This window comes from Lacihabitans soyangensis, from assembly GCF_024343775.1.
Lineage (GTDB): Bacteria > Bacteroidota > Bacteroidia > Cytophagales > Spirosomataceae > Leadbetterella > Leadbetterella soyangensis.
The window spans coordinates 1-1879 of record NZ_RJUF01000130.1; the positions used below are offsets into that span (position 1 = coordinate 1).

General features: G+C 39.6%; 1 protein-coding gene. It reads right to left on the bottom strand.

Annotation, left to right across the window (positions count from 1 at the left end):
• Window positions 1-215: 215 nt before the first annotated feature.
• Window positions 216-1879: T9SS type B sorting domain-containing protein (locus tag EGI31_RS14955; protein WP_255037980.1), on the bottom strand; the 1664-nt coding region annotated here is incomplete at its 5' end.

Sequence of the window (1879 nt, forward strand, 5' to 3'; positions counted from 1 at the left end):
TCTATATATCTTCTAAATGTTCTTAACTCCTTAATTTTCTTAATGTTGGAAAAAGAATGCAATTGAACTTTTTAACATGAAGTGATTAAGAAAATGGAGGTCATGAAGCTCTTTATATCTTCTAAACGTTCTTAACCTTTTAATTTTCTTAATGTTAAAAAGTTGACCAAGTTAGAGTTTTAACAAGAAGGGATTCCAGGCCATAAAGGTTCTGATTACCTAATCAAAGTCACATATCCCTTAATGGTTTTTGTTAGTCCAGCTCGGTCAAGTTTTTCAAAATTAACAGTGATGTAATAATAATATACTCCGGAAGGCAAATCGTTGCCATTAAGGTCTTTACCATCCCATTCCAATCTTTCTCCTGTGCTGGTAGCCACTTTTAGTCCCTGCGAAGAATATACATCAAAACTGATGTTATTGATAAATGCTGGGCAATTCATCGGAGAGAAAGTGTCGTTTTTGCCATCATTGTTTGGCGAAAATACATTAGGAAAACTAAGATCTTCGCAATTGTCAAAGCATATTTTGTTGCTTATTTCGCTTTCAATGCCTATCGAATTTTTAGCCGAAATATAGTAACATCCCGCAAAACCATCTTTTGAGTTTCTCCTATGCGAGAACGAATTGCCAGACGAAGCTTCTTGTACAGCAATCAAAGTAGGCTTTTCGTCTTCGTATCTTGCAAAAAATATACTGTAAGAAACGATATCTTGCCTGCAAGCACCTGTACCACTAGTAGTTGGGCTGTTCCAATTGAGTTTATTGACAAACACGTTGTCGTTGCAAAAGTCTTTTGAGGTCAGTCCAACACAGCCCGAACCGCTTCCACCTGGTGTATTCACTATGGCTGGCGTACAAGGTGGCGATTTGTCGGCAGGACTGCCGCAAGCTATTTGTGAATAGTTTTCCAAAACTCCAAACTGAGGTAGCTCAGTGTAAGCACCATAGGTTACCACAAAATAGCAATGCGTTTCGCCATTTTGTATGTCGTAAGATATATCGCCATCCTCTTTTTCTTCGTCTAGGCCGATATCCGTAAAAGCAAAGGTGTTTGCTTGTGTAACTTTTAACTTTTTTACAAGATTAAATTTGCCCAGATTGAGTTTGTCTTCTCTGTAGATAAAATGTGTACGGTTTTCGTTGGACCAAGGCACGTTTGCTTCCCATGAAAGTTTCAGCGATTTGTCGTCCGGCAGAATGCCTAATCTGACACTTGAGGCTACTGCTGAACTACTGAACAGTTTAGTGGACTCTGTATAGAATTCTACTTTGTATCTGTATACTAATTCTTTGGTATTGAGGTTTTTGTCGGTAAAAACAGTATCAGCCGCAGTGCCTAAAGTAGTGTTCTGGGTATGGATTAGGGTATAGTTTTCACCACCAATTCCTAAGGCTCTGTATAGTTTATATACGTATGGTCCTTTGCTCTCGTCTAATTTCAGATCCAATGGTTTTGTCCAATTTACCAATATTTCGCCGGTAGTCAGGTCGGTTTTTGTAACCGAAACCTTGGTCATGACGTTCATACCTTGTTTTATTTCGGAGCCTATGCAAAACTCTGTAGATGGAGCACTTTGCATGTTCAAAAATTGATTAACAGCCAACTCCGTTACCAATCTGTAACTGTAAATAGAACCCTTGTCGGCCTTGGTGTCCAGATAGGTGCTATCTGCTACGTTTACTTCACCAACAAGTGAATATCCCCAATCGTTCGGTATGCCTGAAGCACATTCTCCGGGGTTCAAACCACTACAACCGCTTTTTCTATATACCAAGATTTTACCAGCGGTTTTACATACTTTTTGCCCTTGCCAGGTGAGTTTTATGCCGGCATCTGTTTCAGTGGCTGTCAATCCCAAAGGCCGTGGAGGAAGCA